This is a genomic window from Streptomyces sp. NPDC017529 (assembly GCF_044329785.1).
In the GTDB taxonomy this organism is placed as follows: Bacteria; Actinomycetota; Actinomycetes; order Streptomycetales; family Streptomycetaceae; genus Streptomyces.
On sequence record NZ_JBIRJY010000003.1, the window covers coordinates 211,700 to 230,804 of the forward strand.

The following is a 19,105-nucleotide window of genomic DNA, read 5'->3' on the forward strand; positions in this document are numbered from 1 at the left end:
AGAACTTCCGGTATGGTCCCGGAGTAAGGCCCGTATACCGCCACGGCCGACACGTCACGCTCTATGGACGAAGGAGCGTTAGCCTGTGGCCCGAAGGCGGTCTCTCCCGGCAACTGTGGAATGCCGGGAGAGACCTCTTCACATGAGCGTCATGAGATGTGAGACCACGGTCGAGACGACGACTTCGATCACCAACCAGGCCATGTCGTCCCGGTGTCTCCGTAACCACCCCCTTGTGTCGACCAGGCAGGCCCTGAGCCAGCGCCGTGATTGCGCGCGCAAGGTCCCCTCCCTCACTCCACTCTCTGGCATCTGCCAGGGAGCGGACCAGCGGGAGGCGCGTGGGCACCGCCAAGGCTCACTGTGGCACGCTTCGGTGATGCGTGCCCAGCGTTTGGGGGATCCGGAAACTAACCAACCCGACTGAGTCGCGCCGGTCGCGCCACCGAGCTTCCGCGCAGCCCAACACCTGTTCACTCGTGGGGCTTTCGCCTCAGCAGGATCGTGAGGGTCGCCCGCGCATCGCGGCGTCGGGCCGGGGAGCGGGAGGCGACCGAGGCGAGTGCGACACCGAGCAGAGTCACGGAGTAGCTGAACCCCGTGGCGGCGGCCAGTACCGTGGCGTCAGTCAGCAGGGTCGGTAGTGCGGACATGATCAAGTTCCCTCCCGTACAGACCGGCCAGCGGGTCTGCCGGGCGGCGGTGGGACAGTTGTCCCACGCCCAACGGGTTTCCAGCGACGTCGAAAGCTCTCGTCAGAGGGCGTTCGCGCTGCTCTCACGCATCACAAAAAATTTCCAGGGACTTTCCCGGGTGGGAGATGATGTGAACGCTCAGGAGGCCGGAGGCACCGACGGTCGCCCCGAGAGCGCCCGCATGCGGCTCGCTGGTTGCTTGCAGGCGCTGCTTGAGGAAACCCGAAGGGCATGCGGACGAAGGATCACGCTCGAAGAACTCGCGACCAAGCTGGGCACCTCTACCTCAACGATCAGTAACTGGCTGAACGGTACGGCCGCGCCGTCACAGCACGGCGTCGTCAAGTACCAACGCCTGGTCGCTTACTTGGAGGAGTGCGCCCAAAGACCTGCTCATCCCCACAGGGAGTGGCAGCGACTCATCAAGGAGGCCGTGGGTGAAAGCCGGAGCAACCGCGGCGGGCGGCCGCCCAGCGCCACCCGCCCTGCCAAGATCGCCCCCTTCCGGTACCTCCACACCGCCGAGCAGTACCGGCCGCCAGAACTGGTGGGTCGTCGGGAACACCTCGACCGGTTACCGGAGTTGATTTGCGGCGCGAAGGGATACCTGTCCCTCGTCGCCCCGGCCTGGGCGGGCAAGTCCGCTTTCCTGGCCGCTTTCGTCGCCACGTACGAGGCCGACGACATGGACCTCATCGCATACTTCGTCCGGTGGGGGCACGGGACGGACAACGCTGGGAACTTTCGCAAGATCATGATCGAGCAGCTGTCGCGGCATGCGCGAAACAGGCCGTCGAACGCAACCGACGAAGCCACCCTGCTGACCCTCTACAAGGAGGCCTCCCAGAAGAGCGTCGCGCTTGGTCGGCGTCTTCTCCTGGTCATCGATGGACTGGACGAGGACGCCGGAGAATGCAGGCGCAGGCAGAGCATCGCCTCGCTGCTGCCACAACAGCCCTACCCCGGTCTCCGCGTCCTGGTCAGCCGCCGGTGGCACCCGCCCCTGCCCGGTGACGTACGCCAGGACCACCCGCTACGGCACGCCGAGCAGATACCGCGATTCCGGCCTTCTCCGGAGGCCGGCGTACTGCGGCAGACCGCCAACGACGATCTGGCCGCACTGTTCGAGGACACCAGGGGCTGGGTACGCGACTTCCTCGGCTACCTGGCCTTGGCAGACGGCGGGCTCAGTGTCGCCGAACTGGACGAGTTGCTCCAGTACAGCGGGCACACGACCGAGCTGATGCCCGCCGACTTGGAGAGACTGCGGCACAGCGTGGCCGGCCGGGTCTTCAGGCCGGAAGACCTGGAACCCGACACCCTCGTCCTGGCACACAAGGAACTGTACGCGGCGACCGAGGAAGGGATGGGCCCCAGGAAGCTTGCCGAACTCACCCGGCACCTGCACGCCTGGGCCGACCGCTACCGGGCCGCCGGCTGGCCCGACCCCACCCCCGCGTATCTGCTCCACCACTACCCTGAACTGCTCTGGGAAGGCGACGACCTCGACCGCTGCCGCGCCTTCGCGCTCGATCACCGCCGTCTGCTGTGCCTCGCGAACCGAGGACGTACCGACCTCGCGCTCGCCTCGCTCGACCGCGTCATGCGGGCGCTTCCGACGCCCACAGTCCTGGCACCGGCAGCCGCCTCCCGGACTCTCCTCGATACGAGGAGCCGACCGGTACCACGTGAGGTTCTTCGCGCTCTGGTCGTGGTCGGAGACCTCACCCGCGCCTGGTCGCTCGCGCTCTCGGCCGTTGATCCGGCCTCCAAAGCGGTACGGCTCATCGAGGTGGTTCGGGCGGCCCTGTCCATGGGACCGTTGCAAGCAGCGGCTGCGGAGCGGGCGAGACACCTTGCGAGTGAAGCCGCCACGTGGGCCACGCACGCCCAGCGGCAAGAGGCGGAGACCGCCCCTACAGCAGAGCTGGAGATCCAGGCGCTCGTCCCCCGAGCCGCCGCCACGCTCGCCGCAGCAGGATCACCGGGCGAGGCGGTCCGCTTGCTGGCTACGGTCGACATCTGCCGGCCCGAGAACGTCGCGGCGGTTACCGAGACCGCGGCTCTGCTGCTCGTTTCCGAACCGGCCGTCGCGGCTGAGCTGCTCGACGAGCTCCTGCTGGAAGCGGAGAGTCATGCGGATTCGGCAGAGGGGCGCCCCGACTTTGCGGTGGAGATCTGGTCAGCCGTAGCCACAGCTGATCCGAGCCGGGCAGAGTCGGTCCACCGCAGGATGAAGGAGTTCGCCGAAAGCGTGGCCCTGGCGGCTCCGGACCTGACGGCCGTCGACTGTTGCGCGCTCACGGCCTCCGCGCTCGCCGAAGCCATGCTGGAGGAAGCTCGCCAGCTGGCGTACACCGCCATGCGCGAGGCGGAGAGAGCTTCGGGCGACGTCCCGGAGGGCAGGCTCCGGGAGTCCATAAGCCGGGTAACCCAAGCGCTGCTCGACGTTGGAGAGACACCCAGAAAGGTGCGCGCCCTGCTCCCCGACGCGCCCACTGACGACACCTCATGTGCATCGCAGTCGCTCGACGGTCGTCTCGACGATGAGAGCGCAACACGGGAAGCAGCGGAGGCGGCGGAATACGAAGAGCTGCTCAAGGAAATGACGCGTCTGTCCGACCTCGGAGACGGCCCCCACTTACGCCAGTGCCTGAACCGGTACACAAGGCGGGCTGCCGATGGGGGCACGCCCGTCACATGGCTGCCCTTCCTCGCGGAAGCTCTTTTCGGCGTTCTCGAACCCTTCGAAGAGGTCACCTCACTCTTGAGGACCGAGCTGTCCGACACCCTCCTGTGCCTACAGATCTTGACCTCGGCCGCAATGGCTCACGCAGACGCACAGCGCCACGTCGAGGCGTTGCGGTGCGCGGAAGGGGCAGCGGACATGGTCCGACGCATGTCGGACCCACTGCAACCGAAGATCAGGGCCCTGGTCGCCCAAGCGTTCGCTCATGCAGGTGACTCCCAACGGGCCGAGCAGTGGGCCGCCCCTCCCCACGGAGGCAAGCCGCTCGGCAGGGCGGGCATTCCGTACCGGCGGGCCGCCTTGGCCGTCGAGATGGGCCTCGAACCGGAGGCCGTCGCCGCACGTGCCATCGCTGGTGGCTTGCCGAGAGCTGGACTCGACACGTCCGGAACCGCACTGCTCAAGGCGCTGTGTGATCACGCCGCCGGTGCCCGGACGGACGCCCAGCTCGCCTCCCTGGAAGCCGCAGCTCACGCACGGCTCGGCACGGAACCCCTGTTCGCTACCGGACTCGCCCTGCTCCGGGCTACCCACGGTGACGTCAAGCGCACGTACCGCACGATCGGCAGGTTGCATGACCCTGCTGCCCGCGGCGTTGCCCAGTCGGTCGTGGCCGCTCACTTGGCCGGCGTACCGCCGTATCTGGATGTGGCTGCCGACGAGGGTTACTGGACCCTTTCTGTGCTCAGAGCCCTCGCACACCACATGCGCCCGGCAGAGGCCGATGACACCACCAATGTGCGTAGCCTCGTCCTCGAAGCCCTGGCCACCGACAGCTGGTACTGGACATTGCCAGTACTGGGCCGCACAGCCCCGGACGCAGTGTCCCAGGTCGCCGGTGTTCTCGACCAGCACCGGATGGCAAGGAGAACGGGACCGTGAACGTTGCCCGTGCGGCCCAACCGGTGACACACCGCGCGTTCACGCTGGGAGCCGATCTGTGGTCCCCAAGCCCACCGACCGCCGACTGACGCAGTTCGGCGACGCCTATGACCTCATCGTGCACGGCCGGCAATCGCTCCAGTTCCGCCGCCTTCCGCCGCACCCTCACCCACGGCCTGGGCAAGTCCAAGGCGTACGGCTGCGGCCTGATGACGCTGGCCGCGGCAGGCGGCCGATGAGCACCGTCAGCCGCCGCAGCACCTCCACTCCCCGCGAACTGGCCCGGGTCGGCGACCGGCTCTCGTTCATCTACCTGGAGCGGTGCACCGTGCACCGCGACGACAACGCCATCACCGCAACCGACACGGACGGCACCACCCACATCCCGGCCGCCACCATCGGCACCCTCCTGCTGGGCCCCGGCACCCGCATCACCCACCAGGCCATGTCCGTCCTCGGCGAATGCGGCGCCGGTGTGGTCTGGGTCGGCGAGCACGGCGTGCGCTTCTACGCCGGCGGCCGCGCCCTGACCCGCTCCTCGGCCCTGGCCGAAGCCCAAGCCAGTGCCTGGGCCAACCAGCGCACCCGACTGGAGGTCGCCCGCGCCATGTACCGCCTGCGCTTTCCCGACGAAGACCCCGCCGGCCGCACCCGCCAGGACCTGCTGTCCATGGAAGGCCGCCGCCTCAAGGACTGCTACCGCCGCGAATCCGCCCGCACCGGCGTCCTCTGGAAGCGCCGCGACTACCACCGCGACAACTTCGCCGCCGGTGACGCCCCCAACCAGGCCGTCACCGCCGCCGCCCAGTGTATGTACGGCATCGCCCACGCCGTCGTCACCGCCCTGGGCTGCTCCCCTGCCCTGGGCTTCGTGCACTCCGGCCACGAACGCTCCTTCGTCCTGGACATCGCCGACCTCTACAAGACCGACATCGCCATCCCCGCGGCCTTCGACGCCGCCACCGACGGCCTCGACGACGTGGCCTCCCGCACCCGCCGCGCCCTGCGCACCCGCATCAACGACACCAACCTGCTCGACCGCTGTGTCAACGACATCAAAACCCTCCTCCACCACAACGACGACGCTTCTGACCACCAGGACCGGGTGACCCTGCAGTCGGACGGCGACACCCATCTGGAAAGCGGCCACAACTACGGCGACGAGGTGCTGTGGTGACCGTCATCATCCTCGCCAACTGCCCCGCCGGCCTGCGCGGCTTCCTCACCCGCTGGCTCCTGGAAATCTCCCCCGGTGTCTTCCTCGGCTCCCCCACCGCCCGCATCCGCGACCTCCTGTGGGACGAAGTCCGCCAGTACTCCGACAAAGGCCGCGCCCTCCTCGTCCACCAGACCGACACCGAGCAAGGCTTCACCTTCCGCACCCACAACCACGCCTGGCACCCCACCGACCACGAAGGACTCACCCTCCTCCACCGACCAGCCCCCCGAACCACCCCACCGGAAACCGGCCGCCCACCCCAACCACCGAAACAGAACTGGAGCAAGGCCGCCCAACGCCGCAAATACGGCCGCCGATAGCCGCCCCCGACCCACACCCTGCACGAGCGGAGCAGCCCACCAATGCCTGAATATATGCCCGTTATGCCGGAATTCCTGAAAGTAAGTAAAAATCCCTCCCCCGCCTGACAAAGCCGCTGGTCACGACCTGTGGTCCCCGCGCGTGCGGGGCTGTTCCCTGCGGCATCTGCGGGACTCGGCAGAACTGCCCAGTGGTCCCCGCGCGTGCGGGGCTGTTCCCCGCCCGCGGGGGGCGTTGGGGCTTGGAGCCGGGTGGTCCCCGCGCGTGCGGGGCTGTTCCCGGCTGTCGTCCGCGCGAGTTCGGCCCGGAAATGTGGTCCCCGCGCGTGCGGGGCTGTTCCGGCGTCCTCAACCAGGACAACGCTTCCACCGTGGTGGTCCCCGCGCGTGCGGGGCTGTTCCCGCCCAGAAGGCGTACGAGGAGTGGAAGGCCGCGTGGTCCCCGCGCGTGCGGGGCTGTTCCCGCACCGAGCGGGCCGGGCTGCACATCGTCATCGTGGTCCCCGCGCGTGCGGGGCTGTTCCCCTCCGGATGGTCTTGGGCTTGCTCTGGTAGTAGTGGTCCCCGCGCGTGCGGGGCTGTTCCCCAGCTAGGGGGCGGTATGGACGTCAAGGGCGTGTGGTCCCCGCGCGTGCGGGGCTGTTCCCGTCCCGCTTGGCGACGAAAGACCGAATGACAGGTGGTCCCCGCGCGTGCGGGGCTGTTCCCGTCTCCCGCGCCGACGGCGACAACTTCGCTAGGTGGTCCCCGCGCGTGCGGGGCTGTTCCCGGTCCGGCCTTCCCAGACGGCGAGCGGACGCCGTGGTCCCCGCGCGTGCGGGGCTGTTCCCAATCAACGCTCTCCCCCGATTTCCGTGTTTCCGTGGTCCCCGCGCGTGCGGGGCTGTTCCTACCTGGGTCCATCCGGAGTCGGGCGAGGAATTGTGGTCCCCGCGCGTGCGGGGCTGTTCCCGGACAAGTCGACCCCAGGCAGCTTCCGGCTGGGTGGTCCCCGCGCGTGCGGGGCTGTTCCCGGTCACGCCCTGTGCCTCGATCGTCACGACGCGTGGTCCCCGCGCGTGCGGGGCTGTTCCCGCCTACGCGGGCAAGTACCGCGGGCGCGGCCCGTGGTCCCCGCGCGTGCGGGGCTGTTCCCGGCCTGTTGGGCCGCGTGTTCCAGGAGGCGCTGTGGTCCCCGCGCGTGCGGGGCTGTTCCCTGCCCGGTGCTCAGAGCCTGCTGGAGCGGTCCGTGGTCCCCGCGCCTGCGGGGCTGCTTCCTCATCGCCCCCACCCCACCGACCCGCCCACCCCCGTTCGAAATCGGTCAGTTTCGGTCGTTTTGGCTGATTGCTTCGTCACGAAGTGACGATGCCTTGGTCCTTTTCATTCAAGATCGACAGGGGTTCGGGGGCTCGGCTCCGAAGTCCTCCGAAGCCCTGGGGGAAGACAGCCCCGGGTTTTTCGCTGTGACCGAACGGCCTCGTACTCGGTCTGTCCGTGGCAGGTGCTTCTCTCGCTGGCAGACCGGCAGGAAAGCTGGCGCCCTGCCGACGCGTGGAGAGCATTCGTGACACCCGAGTCAGTATGGGCTCGGCCAGCACCCTGGCGGCCGTGGGCCGGGATGGCTGGCGCCTGGCTCGTCGTCCTGGCTGTGGTGGCGTTCGGCACCACCTCTTTGCCGCTGTTCCGCGGGGTGGCTGCCGTCTCGGCTCTCCTGCTGCTCGGGGTCGTACTGGGTCGCGGCGCCGTGGTTCGTTGCCCGCTCTGAGACATGGCACCGGGTGATCACGCTCGTGCCGATGACGGCGTACGTAGTAGCCATCGGCCTGGTCGTGGTGGCGAGAGTCAGTTTCCTGCCGGATCAGCCCCGTGTCGCCGGCTCAGCCCTGGTGATGGTCTGGATTTTCCGCCTCGGTGGCGGGGCGCGGGGACCGACGTCGTTCGCTTACGAACGTCTGCGAGTCTCGGGCTCCGGGCGTCCCTCTTCGAGGTCATGATCCACTCGCTAACGCGATCGCGCGTGATCTTGTTCGCGTCATCCGAGACCGCCAGGCCCCGGGACCACGGGATCATGTGGCCTCTGCGAATACCTGGTAGTTCGTGCGCGTATGCCCGGATGTGTCCGTGAGTAGCTCGACGTACCTGTAGGCGTAGGTGGAGGACACCTCCTCGGCCGGGCACTCAGGCTCGGCCGTCTCCTCGACGAACCCTTCGCCCTTCCCCCACCCGGGCAGCCATTGCTGTCCGTGACCGTTCACCAGGGCACGGAAACGTTCCGCCATGACCCCGCCGCCGAAGCTCTTGCCCTGCCACGCCCCGGCATGGGCGCCGCCGGCGTGCCGGACCGCTTCGCGTAGGTCTTGGTGCTCGCCTTGACGTCCAGCGTACGGGCGTCGCGTGTGGCAGATGTATGGCACATTTCCTGCGGGAACGCCCTCGATGAGACGTTTACGCAGGTCAGAACGATTCTTTGGTGGGGCGGGTGGGACTCGAACCCACGGCCGACGGATTATGAGTCCGCTGCTCTAACCGGCTGAGCTACCGCCCCGAAACGGCGCGCCGCGCACATTTGTGCGCGCCGTCTGCCGCAGCATAGCCGCTCATACGATCTGTTGCGCGGGTGGGTCCCCGATGGGCCGCCATGCTCGTCCAAGAGGACTTGGATCACGGGGTGTTCGGTTCCACCGCACAGGAAAAAGGACCCCCGTGGGGGTCCTCTTCCGTCCTGCTCCCCCGACTGGACTCGAACCAGTAACCCTCCGGTTAACAGCCGAATGCTCTGCCAATTGAGCTACAGGGGACCGAGCTCCCCCGACTGGACTCGAACCAGTAACCTGCCGGTTAACAGCCGGCTGCTCTGCCAATTGAGCTACAGGGGAATGCTCTGTGTGCCTCGAATGCACTCCGAACCGGGGGCTCCGGTCGGCGTGCGCTCGCTGCTGCACATACATTAGCGCAAGCAGGGGGGTGCTCCGCCAATCGGTATGCCGGCGGGCGGTCCCGGATGATCTTCTGGTCCGTGGGTACGCGGGCAGCACGGACCGGCGGACCCCTACACGCGGCCCCATGCACACGGACCCATGCACGCGGACCCATGCACAGCGCGCGAGCGAGACCGGACGAGAGGGAGAGGTGGAGCGACGATGCGCTACCGGCTGACGTTCATCACGGGACTGGCCATCGGATACGTGTTCGGCACCAAGGCGGGCCGGGAGCGGTACGAGCAGCTCCGCAAGGGTGCCCGGCGGATCGCGCAGAACCCGGCGGTCCGCAACACCGCGGAGTCCGCCGCGCTCGGCGGCCGCGAGGTGGCGGCCAAGGCGTTCGACACGGTGTCGGCGAAGGTCGGCGACCGGATGCCGGGCCCGGTGGCCGAGCGCATCCGCTCGCTGCGCGAGCAGCGCGGCGGCAACGACGACGACTGGGGTACGAGTAACACCTGAGCCGAGGGCCGTGTCACGACCCGGGCCGGGCCGCCCTCGTGCGCGGCCCGGCCCGGCCGCCCGCCGTGTCCCGTCGATGGGGCATCATCTGGGGGCATGGGGATAGTCGCCGGGCTGGACAGTTCGTCCGAGAGCACACGGATCGTCGTCTGCGACGCGGACACGGGTGCCGTCATCAGGCAGGGGTACGCGCCGCACCCCGCCGAAAAGGGACACGAGATCGACCCGCAGGCGTGGCTGATGTCACTCGGCGAGGCCGCGGGCAACGGGCTCCTGGAGGGCGTGCAGGCGATCGGGGTGTCCGCGCAGCAGCACGGGGTGCTGCCGCTGGACGGCGACGGCGCCCTCGTACGGGCCGCGCTGGTCGGCAACGACAGGCGGGCGCAGAGCGCGGCGGCCGACCTGGTGGACGCGCTCGGCGGGCGGGCCGCCTGGGCGCAGGCCGTCGGCGCCGTCCCGCACGCGGCCCAGCCGCTGACGAAGCTGCGCTGGCTGGCCAGGAACGAGCCGGCGAACGCGGCGCGGGTCGCCGAGGTCCTGCAGCCGCACGACTGGCTGGTGTGGCAGCTGCTGGGGCGGCCTGCCCGGCGTACGACGGACCGGGGCGGCGCCTCGGGTACGGGCTACTGGTCGGCGGCGACCGGCGCGTACCGGCCGGATCTGGTGGAGCTGGCGCTCGGGCACCAGGTGCGGCTGCCGGAGGTGCTGGGTCCTTCCGGTACCGCCGGGTTCACCCCTGAGGGGCTGCTGATCTCCGCGGGTACGGGCGAGACGATGGCCGCCGCCTTCGGGCTGGGGGTCGGCTCGGGCGACGCGGTGGTGTCGCTGGGCGCCTCCGGTTCGGTCTTCGGCATTCACCACGAGGCGCCGGCGGACTCCACCGGGACGATCACCTCGTTCGCCGACGCGACGGGCATGTACCTGCCGGTGGTGCACGTGAGCAACGCGGTGCGGGTGCTGCGTGGCACGGCCGAGATGCTGGGCACGGATCTGGCGGGCTTGTCCGAGCTGGCGCTGAAGTCCACGCCGGGCTCGTACGGGATGGTGCTGCTGCCGTACCTGGAGGGCGAGCGGACGCCGCACCTGCCGCACACGGCGGGGTCGCTGCACGGGCTGCGGCGCGAGAGCATGAAGCCGGAGCACCTGGCGCGGGCGGCCTTCGAGGGCATGCTGTGCGGGCTCGCGGACGCGCTGGACGTGCTGCGCGGGCGCGGCGTCGAGGTGCGCCGGGTGTTCCTGCTGGGCGCGGCCGCCGAGCTGGGCGCGGTGCAGGCGGCGGCTCCCGGGCTGTTCGGGGCGCAGGTCGTGGTGCCGCAGCCGGCGGACTACGCGGCGCTGGGCGCGGCACGGCAGGCGGCCTGGGCGCTGGGCGCGGCGCACGGCACGCTGCCCGCGCACGAGCCGCCCCGCTGGCCCGCCGCGGCCAGCCAGGTCTTCGAGCCGGGCGAGGACCTGCCGGTCGGGCAGGCGGTGCGCCAGCAGTACATCGCGGTGCGCGAGGAGAGTTACGCCGGGGCGTTCCTGTCCGCGCCGTGAGCCGGCCGGGCGCGTCGATCAGTCCAGGTAGCCCCGGAGTTGGTCGGCGAAGGCGTGGTCGCGGAGCTTGTTGAGGGTCTTGGACTCGATCTGGCGGATGCGTTCGCGGGTGACGCCGAAGATCCGGCCGATCTCCTCCAGGGTCCGCGGGCGGCCGTCGACGAGGCCGTACCGCAGCTGGACGACCTTGCGCTCGCGTTCTCCGAGGGTGGAGAGCACGGCTTCGAGGTGTTCGCGGAGCAGGAGGAAGGCGGCGGATTCGACGGGGGACGCGGCGTCGCCGTCCTCGATGAGGTCGCCGAGCGCGACGTCGTCCTCCTCGCCCACGGGGGCGTGCAGGGAGACCGGTTCCTGGGCGAGCCGCAGGACCTCGCTGACGCGTTCCGGGAGCAGGTCGAGCTGGGCGGCGACCTCCTCGGGCGTGGGTTCGTAGCCGCGTTCCTGGAGCATCCGGCGCTGTACCCGCACGACCCGGTTGATCAGTTCCACGACGTGCACCGGGACGCGGATCGTGCGGGCCTGGTCGGCCAGTGCGCGGGACATGGCCTGGCGGATCCACCAGGTGGCGTAGGTGGAGAACTTGTAGCCGCGGGCGTAGTCGAACTTCTCGACGGCGCGGATCAGCCCGAGGTTGCCCTCCTGGACGAGGTCGAGCATGGTCAGTCCGCGGCCGACGTAGCGCTTGGCGACGGAGACGACCAGGCGCAGGTTGGCCTCGATGAGGCGGCGCTTGGCCATCCGGCCCAGGACGACCAGTTTGTCGAGGTCCAGGGCGAGTTGGGAGTCCAGGTCGGTGGCGAGCCGCAGCCGCTCCTCGGCGAACAGGCCGGCCTCGACGCGGCGGGCCAGTTCGACCTCCTCCACCGCGGTGAGCAGCGGTATCCGGCCGATCTCCCGCAGGTACTGGCGGAAGAGGTCGGAGGAGGGGCCGCCCGCCTCGGGACGCGGCGGTGGCTCCGGGGCGATCTCCTCCACGAGGATTTCGGGCGCGGGCGGCTCGGCCTGGTGCGGCACGGTGGCCGCGGCCGGCGCGCCGGCGAGGGTCCGGGTCTGCACGGGGGCGACCTCCAGTGTGATCGCTGCTGAGGCGGCAGAAAGGTCGGGACCGTCTGCGGCCGAGCCGCTGTCCGTCCCGTACGTCAAGAGCGGTTCCGCGGGGGATTCCGGTTCCGTACGCCCGGATCCGCCGCGCTCCGAGGACTCAGGCACCGCTCCTCAGTGTGGAGTACGACACATGCCCGCCACGAGGGGCGTGCGGGCACTTTTTGGGTCCGTACGGTGACCGTGCGGCTACGGCGGGGTGGGTACCGGCGGCCGGGACGGCGGCTGCCGCGCCTACAGCGCCGCGTAGCCCCGTTCGCGCAGGGACTGGCCGTACTGCTGGAGGACCCACAGCTCGTTCTGGACGGCGGCCAGGTGCTGGGGGTCGGCGTGGGGGCCGAGGCGCTGGAGGGCGCCTCGGATCTCGGTGACGCGGCGGTTGACGGCGGCGAGCCGGACGGCCACGAGCTGGACGCCCGCGTACGCCTCGTCCGCGTCGCGGCGGGTGTGCAGCGGCTCCACGGCCAGCTCGGTGACCATGGCGCGGACCGTGTCGTCGGGGGCGGCCTCGCGGACCCGGGCGAGGTAGGTGTTGTCGCCGGCGGCCGACAGCGCGCCGCCCGCGTCCTCGATGCAGCGGCGCACGGTGGCGTACGGGGGCGCGGTGAACTCGTCGGCGCCGTACGCGTCGAAGGCCGGCGAGACCAGGTCGGGCCGCTGGAGGGCCAGCTTGAGCAGCTCCCGCTCGACGCGGTGGGCGGGGCTGCGCAGGTTCAGGGCGGGGCCTCGGGGCCCGGGCGGCGGCTGGACGGCGTCGGGGGCCGGGGCGGGGGCGCGGCGGCCCGTACGTCCTTGGTCCTGGCCGTCCCGGCCGCGCTCGCGGGCCCAGCGGGCGAGCTGGCCGACCCGGCGGACCACGAACTGGGTGTCGAGGATGCCGAGCATGCCGGCCAGCTGCACGGCGGACTCGTGCTGGATGGAGCTGTTCTTGATGTTGGCGACGATGGGCGCCGCCTCGTCCAGGGCGGCGGCGCGGCCGACGGTCGTGTCCAGGTTGTGCCGGGAGACGACGTGCCGCAGCGCGAACTCGAAGAGCGGGGTGCGGGACTCGACCAGGTCGGCGACGGCCGCGTCGCCCTTGGCCAGGCGCAGGTCGCAGGGGTCCATGCCGCCGGGGGTGATGGCGATGGAGGTCTCGGCGGCGAACTTCTGGTCGTCCTCGAAGGCGCGCAGGGCGGCCTTCTGGCCGGCCGCGTCGCCGTCGAAGGTGAAGACGACCTCGGAGCCCGCGTTGTCCATCAGCAGCCGGCGGAGGATCTTGATGTGGCCCTCGCCGAAGCTGGTGCCGCAGGTGGCGATGGCGGTGGTGATGCCGGCGAGGTGGCAGGCCATCACGTCGGTGTAGCCCTCGACGACGACCGCGCGGCTGGTCTTGGCGATCTCCTTCTTGGCCAGGTCGATGCCGTACAGGACCTGGGACTTGCGGTAGAGGGGGGTCTCCGGGGTGTTCAGGTACTTGGGGCCGTTGTCGTCGTCGCGCAGCTTGCGGGCGCCGAAGCCGACGACCTCGCCGGCGATGTCGCGGATCGGCCACATCAGGCGGCCGCGGAAGCGGTCGATGGGGCCGCGGCGGCCGTCCTGGGAGAGGCCGGAGAGGATCAGTTCCTTGTCGCTGAAGCCGCGGCCGCGCAGGAAGCGGGTGAGGTGGTCCCAGCCGGCCGGGCTGTAGCCGACACCGAAGTGCCGGGCGGCGGCCTGGTCGAAGCCGCGCTCGGCGAGGAACTTGCGGCCGATCTCGGCCTCGGGGCTGTCCAGCTGCTCGACGTAGAACTGGGCCGCCACCTTGTGGGCCTCGACCAGGCGGGTGCGCTCGCCCTGCTGGCGGCCCGGGGTGTAGCCGCCCTCCTCGTAGCGCAGCGTGATGCCGGCCTGTGAGGCGAGCCGTTCGATGGTCTCGGCGAAGGAGAGGTGGTCGAGCTTCATGATGAAGTCGACGACGTCCCCGCCCTCCTGGCAGCCGAAGCAGTGGTAGAGGCCCTTGGCGGGGCTGACGTGGAACGACGGGGACTTCTCGTCGTGGAAGGGGCACAGGCCCTTGAGGTTGCCGCCGCCCGCGTTGCGCAGCTGGAGGTACTCGGACACGACGGCGTCGATCGGGACCGCGTCCCGCACCGCCTTCACGTCGTCATCGTTGATCCTGCCTGCCACGCCTGAATTCTACGGGTGGGGTACGACAGTCCCGTCCGGGCCCGCCCGGTGATCATGACAACCCGTACGGGACCGGGCGGTTCGCGGGCACCGGCTGCCCGTGAACCGCCCGGTGCGCCGCCCGCTCAGGCCATCAGCTCCAGGAAGCGGTCCAGGCCGACGTTGCCGCCGGAGACCACCACGCCGATCCGGCGCGGCAGCGGCTCGACGGCTCCGGCCAGCAGGGCGGCCAGCGCGCTCGCCCCGCTGGGCTCGGTGACGATCTTCAGCCGTTCGAAGGCCAGCCGCATCGCCGCCCGGATCTCGTCGTCGCTCACCAGGACCACCGCTTCGACCAGCCGCCGGTTGACGGCGAAGGTCAGCTCGCCCGGTTGTTCCACGGCCTGCCCGTCGGCGATGGTGCGGGGCACCGGGATGCGCACCCGCTCGCCGCCCGCCAGCGAGCGCCTGGTGTCGTCCCCGGCCTCCGGTTCGACGCCGATCATGCGGATGCCGGGCGACAGCGCGGTGGCGGCGACGGCCGAGCCCGCGATCAGGCCGCCCCCGCCGACCGGCACGAGCAGCGCGTCCAGCGGGCCGGTCTCCTCGATCAGCTCCCGGGCCGCGGTGCCCTGGCCCGCGATGACGTGCGGGTGGTCGTACGGCGGGATCAGGGTCAGGCCGCGGTCGGCGGCGAGCCGCGCGCCGATCTCGGCCCGGTCGCCGTTGTAGCGGTCGTACGTGACGATCTCGGCGCCGTACCCGAGGGTGGCGTCCTTCTTGGAGCGCGGCGAGTCCTCCGGCATGAGGATGACGGCGCTGCTGCCCAGTTCGCGCGCGGCGAGCGCGAGCGCCTGGGCGTGGTTGCCGGAGGAGAACGCCGCGACACCGCGCGCCAGCTCCTCCCGGGACAGGCGGGAGACGGCGTTGTAGGCGCCGCGGAACTTGAACGCGCCGGCCCGCTGGAAGTTCTCGCACTTCAAGTAGACCTCGGCGCCGACGAGGGCGTCGAGGGTGCGGGAGCGGAGCACGGGCGTGCGGTGGGCGACGCCTTTGAGGCGGGCGGCGGCGTCCTCGACGTCGGCGGGCGTGACGGGGTCGGTCGGCGTGACGGGGTCGGTGGGCATGGTCGGCTCTCCCTGGCCTCGGGCCGCGGTTCGGGTGTCCTCGGTCGCGGGCCGGGCCCGCCGCGCGGGCCCGGCCCCGGTCCTGCGGGTCCGGCTCAGAGCAGCGAGTCCAAGGGGACCTCCGGGTTGGCCAGGGCGTTCGGGTCCAGGGCCCGGCCGGAGCGGATGAGCTGCTGGATCGGTCCCGTGACGTCCCACATGTTGACGTTCATGCCCGCCAGGAGCCGGCCCTGGGACAGCCAGAAGGAGATGAACTCGCGCTTGCCGACGTCGCCGCGGCAGACGACCTGGTCGTACGAGCCGGGCGGCGCGTAGCCGGAGTACTCCAGCCCGACGTCGTACTGGTCGGAGAAGAAGTAGGGGATGCGGTCGTAGGTGACGTCCTGGCCGAGCATGGCGCGGGCGGCGGCGGGGCCGCCGTTGAGGGCGTTGGCCCAGTGTTCGACGCGCAGAGCGGTGGGCTCGCCGTCGTCCCCGTCGCCGGGCGGCAGGCAGTACGGGAAGGCGGCGACGTCGCCGGCGGCGTAGACGTGCGGGTCGGAGGTGCGCAGCGCGGCGTCCACCGCGATGCCGCCGCCGTGCGCCGGGCCGACCAGGGCCAGCCCGGCCTGCTCGGCGAGCGCGGTGCGCGGCGCGGCGCCGATCGCGGCGAGCACGTCGTGGGCCGGGTGCTCCTCGCCGTCGTCGGTGCGCGCGGCCAGCACCACGCCGTCCTGGCCGGCGATCTCGGTGAGGCGGGCGCCGAAGTGGAAGCGGACGCCGTGCTCGCGGTGCAGGTCGGTGAAGAGGCTGCCCAGTTCGGGGCCGACGACGCTGTGCAGCGGGGTCGGCTCGGGCTCGACGACGGTCACCTCGGCGCCGTACGAGCGCGCGGCGGCGGCGACTTCGAGGCCGATCCAGCCGGCGCCCGCGATGACGAGGTGGCCGTTGTCCCGGCCGAGGGAGCGCAGCACGCCGCGCAGCCGCTCGGCGTGCGCGAGGCGCCGCAGGTGGTGCACGCCGGCCAGGTCGGTGCCGGGGACGTCCAGGCGCCGCGGCTCGGAGCCGGTGGCGAGCAGGAGCTTGTCGTACGCGATGAGGGTGCCGTCGCCGAGCCGCACGGTGCGTGCCGCCGGGTCCAGGTGGACGGCGGGCTGGCCGAGGTGGAGTTCGATGTCGGCGCCGGCGTACCAGGCGGGCTCGTGGACGAAGACGCTGTCGCGTTCCTCCTTGCCGAGCAGGTAACCCTTGGAGAGCGGGGGGCGCTCGTAAGGGTGGTCGCGCTCGTCACAGATCAGTATCACCCGGCCGGTGAAGCCTTCCGCGCGCAGGGTCTCGGCGGCCTTTGCCCCGGCCAGGCCACCCCCGACGATGACGAACGTCTGGTGTGCGTCGACCACTTGCTTCCTCCTCGCTGCGGCGCGGTGCGTCCGCGTCCGTGAACGCCCCCGGTCGTGTCCCCGTTGTACCCCCGCAGTGCTTCCGCCGCGTGCTGTGCGCCGCGGCCGGCCGCGTGTCCCCCGCCCGGACGCGCGCCGGGGTGTGTCATACCGCGTTCCGCGGTCGGACGCCCCGTGGTGCCCCTGTTTTGTTCCCTCGTTCGAAACACTCAAGCCCGAGCGTCCCGCACCCGGCGGGCCGCGGGAAGAGGGCCGGGTTACCAGGGGTCGCACCGGTCACGTCCATGATGGCCCCCCACGGTCGGTGCCCCGGGTCAGCGGGTGCCGGGCGGCCGGGTGAGCCGGGCGTGCAGGGAGCGTGCCGAGGCATCCGTGAGGGCCGCGATCTGGTCGATCAGGGCCCGCATCCTGGCGGTGTCGTCGCCCGCCGCCTCGGCCTGGTCGTACAGCGCGCGGAACTGCGGGTCCAGGCCGTCGGGGGCGCGGGCGATCAGCGCCTCGGCCAGTTCGGCGATGACGATGCGCTGCTCGGCGCGGAGCGCTTCCTGGTCGGGCCTGCGCATCACGTACCGTTCCGCGACGGCCTTCAACACGGCGCATTCCAGCCGGGTTCCGCGCGGCACGACGAGGCGGGCGCGGTGCCGGATGTGGCGCCCCTCGCCCCACGCGGCGCGGGTCGCGGTCTCGGCGGCGAGGCAGAAGCGGCCGATGAGCTGGCTGGTGGCGTCCTTCAGGCGGGCCTGGGCGATGGCGGTGCCGTCGTAGCCGTGCGGCCACCACGCCTGGTCGAGCAGGCGGTCGAGGGCTTCGCCCAGTTCCTCCGGGTCCGCTCCGGGCGCGTAACGTCCGGCGGCGATCGCGAACACTTCGGCACGTTCGGGCTCGGCGAGCAGGCAGTTCGGGTCGAGGTGGCCGGCGTGCAGCCCGTCCTCCACGTCGTGCACCGAGTACGCCACGTCGTCGGCCCAGTCCATGACCTGTGCCTCGAAGCTGCGTGCCGCTTCGGGCGCGCCCTGCCGGAACCAGGTGAAGACCGGCAGGTCGTCCTCGTACACCCCGAACTTGGGCGAACCGGGGTCGGTGGGATGGCCGCCGCGCGGCCAGGGGTACTTGGTCGCGGCGTCCAGGGCGGCGCGGGTGAGGTTGAGGCCGACGCTGACCGCCGTGCCGTCCGCGTCGGGCACGAACCGCTTGGGTTCCAGGCGGGTGAGCAGCCGCAGCGACTGGGCGTTGCCCTCGAAGCCGCCACAGGGCGCGGCGACCTCGTTGAGCGCCTGTTCGCCGTTGTGCCCGAAGGGCGGGTGGCCCAGGTCGTGGGCGAGGCAGGCGGTCTCGACCAGGTCGGGGTCGCAGCCGAGCGCGGCGCCGAGTTCGCGGCCCACCTGGGCGCACTCCAGGGAGTGGGTCAGGCGGGTGCGGGGGCTGGCGTCCCACAGGTGTTCGGTGGTGCCGGGGGTGACGACCTGGGTCTTGCCGGCCAGCCGGCGCAGCGCGGCGGAGTGCAGCACCCGGGCCCGGTCGCGCTGGAAGGCGGTGCGTCCCGGGCGCTTGTCGGGCTCGGCGACCCAGCGTTCGGTGTCGGCCGCGGCGTAGCCCGTACCGTCGTGTCCCGCTTCGCGGCCGGCCGTCGTTCGTGTGCCCGTCATACCGTGACGGTAGCCGCCCTGGTGGGGTCCGGGTCGCAGGCGGTACGGGCGGCGAGCGCGCGGTCGTAGCGGTGCAGTACGAGTTCGGCCAGCGCGGGGTGGTCGCCGAGCGGCGCGGCGGCGGGCCCGGGAGCGGCGGCGGCGCACTGGGCGGCGAAGCGGCCGGGCGCGGTGAAGCAGGAGGCGAGGGCCGGGCGGTGGTGGCCGCGGGCGGCGAGGGCGCGCAGCGCGGCGGGGACGGAGAGCGGACTGCCGGCGGGCGCCGAGGCGTAGGCCGGGAGGACGGGTACGCCGCCGAGCCGTGCGGACAACAGCCGTGCCGTACGGCCCGTGTCGGCTGCCGACTCGGGGGCGCGGGACCCGGCGGCGGCCAGCACGACGGCGCCCGGGCGCCGGGCCCCGGCCTCGCGGAGGCGGGCGTGCAGGGCTTCGGCGAGCAAGGGGTGCGGGCCCAGGGGCCGGGCCAGGTGCGCCGTGAGGTGGGGCGCGTCGGCCAGCGCGGCGGGGATGTCGTGGGCGATGTGGTGACCGCGGGCGAGCAGCAGCGGTACGACGACGGCCGTGCCGCGCAGCCGGGCGAGCGTGTCCGGGAGCAGGGGTTCGTCGAGTTCGATGTGGCCGAGGCGGACGGTGAGCCCGGGGCGCAGGCGCCGTACGCGGTCCAGGAGGGCGGTGACGGTGCGCAGCGCGGCGGGGTCGCGGCTGCCGTGCGCCACCGCTACGAGGGGCGGGCGGGACCGGCCGTCCAGCCCGGACCGGCCGAACCGGCTGCTGAGCTGTGTGGTCATGGAGGGAGCCTGGCAGCCGGGCGTTGCCGGGCCGTTGCGGGGGCGTGTCGTCCGGTTTCCGGCCGCTGTCGGGCCGCGGGCCCCGTGCGTGAGGCGCGGTCCGGGTCTCCTCAC

At 71.5% G+C, this 19,105-nt stretch carries 12 protein-coding genes, 3 tRNA genes, 1 pseudogene and 1 CRISPR repeat array; of the genes and pseudogenes, 6 read left to right on the top strand and 10 right to left on the bottom strand.

What is annotated here, in order from left to right:
• Positions 1 to 473: 473 nt before the first annotated feature.
• Positions 474 to 653 carry a hypothetical protein gene (locus tag ACH4K4_RS08290; RefSeq protein ID WP_398165683.1) on the bottom strand — a complete coding sequence of 60 codons (180 nt, stop codon included), beginning with the start codon at positions 651 to 653 and terminating at the stop codon, positions 474 to 476.
• Here ACH4K4_RS08290 and ACH4K4_RS08295 point away from each other — a divergent pair.
• From ACH4K4_RS08295 to cas2e, 4 genes and pseudogenes are all read left to right on the top strand, one after another.
• A complete protein-coding gene (locus ACH4K4_RS08295) occupies positions 652 to 4,326 on the top strand; it encodes a helix-turn-helix domain-containing protein (RefSeq protein WP_398165685.1) in 3,675 nt (1,224 codons plus the stop codon). The genes ACH4K4_RS08290 and ACH4K4_RS08295 overlap by 2 nt on opposite strands.
• A gap of 146 nt (positions 4,327 to 4,472) precedes the next feature.
• Positions 4,473 to 4,565: pseudogene (locus tag ACH4K4_RS08300) on the top strand (type I-E CRISPR-associated protein Cas6/Cse3/CasE); the annotation flags it as partial.
• The gene (cas1e, locus tag ACH4K4_RS08305; protein ID WP_398165687.1) at positions 4,562 to 5,503 is read left to right on the top strand and encodes a type I-E CRISPR-associated endonuclease Cas1e; all 942 of its coding nucleotides are present in this window, start codon (positions 4,562 to 4,564) and stop codon (positions 5,501 to 5,503) included. The pseudogene ACH4K4_RS08300 and the gene cas1e, both read left to right, overlap by 4 nt.
• Complete coding sequence (gene cas2e, locus ACH4K4_RS08310; protein ID WP_398165688.1) at positions 5,500 to 5,865, top strand: type I-E CRISPR-associated endoribonuclease Cas2e; 366 nt, start codon at positions 5,500 to 5,502, stop codon at positions 5,863 to 5,865. Before cas1e ends, cas2e begins: the two co-directional genes overlap by 4 nt.
• A gap of 129 nt (positions 5,866 to 5,994) precedes the next feature.
• Positions 5,995 to 7,122: direct repeats of the CRISPR family, unit length 29 nt; unit sequence GTGGTCCCCGCGCGTGCGGGGCTGTTCCC.
• Between the two features lie 1,193 nt (positions 7,123 to 8,315).
• Here the strand turns inward: cas2e and ACH4K4_RS08315 are convergent.
• From ACH4K4_RS08315 to ACH4K4_RS08325, 3 genes are all read right to left on the bottom strand, one after another.
• Positions 8,316 to 8,392 (bottom strand) — tRNA-Ile (locus ACH4K4_RS08315).
• A gap of 180 nt (positions 8,393 to 8,572) precedes the next feature.
• A tRNA-Asn gene (locus ACH4K4_RS08320) sits at positions 8,573 to 8,645 on the bottom strand.
• Positions 8,646 to 8,650: 5 nt separating this feature from the next.
• Positions 8,651 to 8,723, bottom strand: a tRNA-Asn gene (locus ACH4K4_RS08325).
• 264 nt (positions 8,724 to 8,987) lie between these two features.
• On the opposite strand from ACH4K4_RS08325, the gene ACH4K4_RS08330 reads away from it, so the two are divergent.
• Positions 8,988 to 9,287, top strand: a complete 300-nt coding sequence (locus ACH4K4_RS08330; protein ID WP_398165689.1) for a YtxH domain-containing protein — start codon at positions 8,988 to 8,990, stop codon at positions 9,285 to 9,287.
• A gap of 96 nt (positions 9,288 to 9,383) precedes the next feature.
• A complete protein-coding gene (locus tag ACH4K4_RS08335; protein WP_398165690.1) occupies positions 9,384 to 10,823 on the top strand; it encodes an FGGY family carbohydrate kinase in 1,440 nt (479 codons plus the stop codon).
• 18 nt (positions 10,824 to 10,841) lie between these two features.
• On the opposite strand, the gene ACH4K4_RS08340 is transcribed toward ACH4K4_RS08335, so the two are convergent.
• From ACH4K4_RS08340 to ACH4K4_RS08365, 6 genes are all read right to left on the bottom strand, one after another.
• Positions 10,842 to 12,032 carry an RNA polymerase sigma factor gene (locus ACH4K4_RS08340; protein ID WP_398165691.1) on the bottom strand — a complete coding sequence of 397 codons (1,191 nt, stop codon included), beginning with the start codon at positions 12,030 to 12,032 and terminating at the stop codon, positions 10,842 to 10,844.
• Between the two features lie 126 nt (positions 12,033 to 12,158).
• Positions 12,159 to 14,072 carry a DNA primase gene (gene dnaG / locus ACH4K4_RS08345; protein WP_398165692.1) on the bottom strand — a complete coding sequence of 638 codons (1,914 nt, stop codon included), beginning with the start codon at positions 14,070 to 14,072 and terminating at the stop codon, positions 12,159 to 12,161.
• Positions 14,073 to 14,197: 125 nt separating this feature from the next.
• Positions 14,198 to 15,178, bottom strand: a complete 981-nt coding sequence (locus tag ACH4K4_RS08350) for a threo-3-hydroxy-L-aspartate ammonia-lyase (protein ID WP_398165693.1) — start codon at positions 15,176 to 15,178, stop codon at positions 14,198 to 14,200.
• 95 nt (positions 15,179 to 15,273) lie between these two features.
• Positions 15,274 to 16,557, bottom strand: coding sequence for an NAD(P)/FAD-dependent oxidoreductase (locus ACH4K4_RS08355; RefSeq protein ID WP_398165695.1), 1,284 nt, complete (start codon positions 16,555 to 16,557; stop codon positions 15,274 to 15,276).
• Positions 16,558 to 16,871: 314 nt separating this feature from the next.
• The gene (locus tag ACH4K4_RS08360; RefSeq protein ID WP_398165697.1) at positions 16,872 to 18,203 is read right to left on the bottom strand and encodes a deoxyguanosinetriphosphate triphosphohydrolase; all 1,332 of its coding nucleotides are present in this window, start codon (positions 18,201 to 18,203) and stop codon (positions 16,872 to 16,874) included.
• Entirely contained in the window at positions 18,200 to 18,991 is a 792-nt protein-coding gene (locus ACH4K4_RS08365) for a sirohydrochlorin chelatase (protein WP_398165699.1), read from the bottom strand. Before ACH4K4_RS08365 ends, ACH4K4_RS08360 begins: the two co-directional genes overlap by 4 nt.
• Positions 18,992 to 19,105 lie beyond the last annotated feature (114 nt).